The following is a 1,419-nucleotide window of genomic DNA, read 5'->3' as shown; positions in this document are numbered from 1 at the left end:
GCGTACCCATCCCGAACACGACCGTTAAGCCCTCCAGCGCCGATGGTACTTGGACCGCAGGGTCCTGGGAGAGTAGGACGTTGCCAAGCAGTATAATTGAATAGCCCACTGACCGTAATAAGTCGGTGGGCTATTTTCTGTCCACATTTTATCCACAACCACTAATCCCGCAAGGGGATAACTATAATGGCGGAAATAACAATATCTATCCACAGGTGCATAAGTTATAAAACCTTCTATTTTATTGTATTCATCCACACAAAGCTGTTGAAAACTTCATAGTATTCGGGGACAACTCTTATAATACTTGTCAAGTATCTACTGAGACAAAGTAATAGTGATCTAATTAGCTGTGAATTTCTACAACACTGCAATGTTATTCACATATGTGAACAATTTGTTTAAGTAAGAGCACAATAAAAGATGTGGATATTTATTTTGTCTTATCAAATGTAAGGCGCGAATGCTACATTGTCGCTTAATATAATGAGGATTAATTAACTCAGTAATATATTCTTTATTTGTTATTTATTGTATAAATAAAAATCGATTTGATTTGTTATAGCAACAAACTGTTGATGAATGAGATGTCATTCCATTTATAGATAAAAGAGCAGTCGGATCTTTTTCTGTTTGCGGCAGACGAGATTGATTCGTGTTTTCGCTATTTTCGTTGCTATACCTCAACGTTAAAAAGCTGTGTTTAAGCTCTGTTATTGCTAAAGGAGAGAGGCTGCCTTTGGATGGATATAAGGATACGGAGAATATACCTTCTACATGGCTTAATGTTACATGAACAGCGTTCAGCGTTACTCTTCCTATTATATAGAATCATTAGATCTATTTGCCGACACCGACTTATTATATACATCACATTCGAGTTCGAATGATTGAATCAATCATTGTTTGAGATTCTGACTGGATCAGCTTCATACGATGCAGTTTTTTTGATCTTTATTGGCTTTCTGCTTCTCAAGTAAGGGTAAGGGTGGAAGAGGTGGCTATTGGAACAAGCAACATGTAGTGCTCATGTAGAATTGATAAATCGGTTGATAGCTACTTTGGTTAGCCAGAGAGTTCACTAGAATCATAAGTGCAAGCTTCTGGCCGTTGTTATTTCGAAGCACAAGTCACAAAATTGAAAATCTACTTGTATCCTGTGAATATATATGTTAAAGTAATGATTCTACTTCAAAACAGCTTGTGTAAAGCAAATACGAAGAGGGCATGTTAATTTAAAGACAGCATACATCGATTTAAAAGAAATATAAAAAAGATGTTGACGTCAAAAGGTTAACGTGGTATATTAATTAAGTCGCCGCTGAACGGCGGTGAAGAAAAGAAAGCAACTTACAATTGTTCCTTGAAAACTGAACAACGAGCAACGTTGAATGAAGGACATGACTTCGGTCATGAAGC

The 1,419-nt window shown here is 36.8% G+C and carries 1 rRNA gene; it reads left to right on the top strand.

The window, feature by feature from the left end:
- Nucleotides 1-89 (top strand): 5S ribosomal RNA (gene rrf, locus H509_RS26585); the annotation flags it as partial.
- Nucleotides 90-1,419 lie beyond the last annotated feature (1,330 nt).

Source organism: Paenibacillus taiwanensis DSM 18679, assembly GCF_000425125.1.
GTDB classification, from domain to species: Bacteria; Bacillota; Bacilli; order Paenibacillales; family Paenibacillaceae; genus Paenibacillus_B; species Paenibacillus_B taiwanensis.
This window is presented reverse-complemented; position numbering and strand designations above follow the sequence as displayed.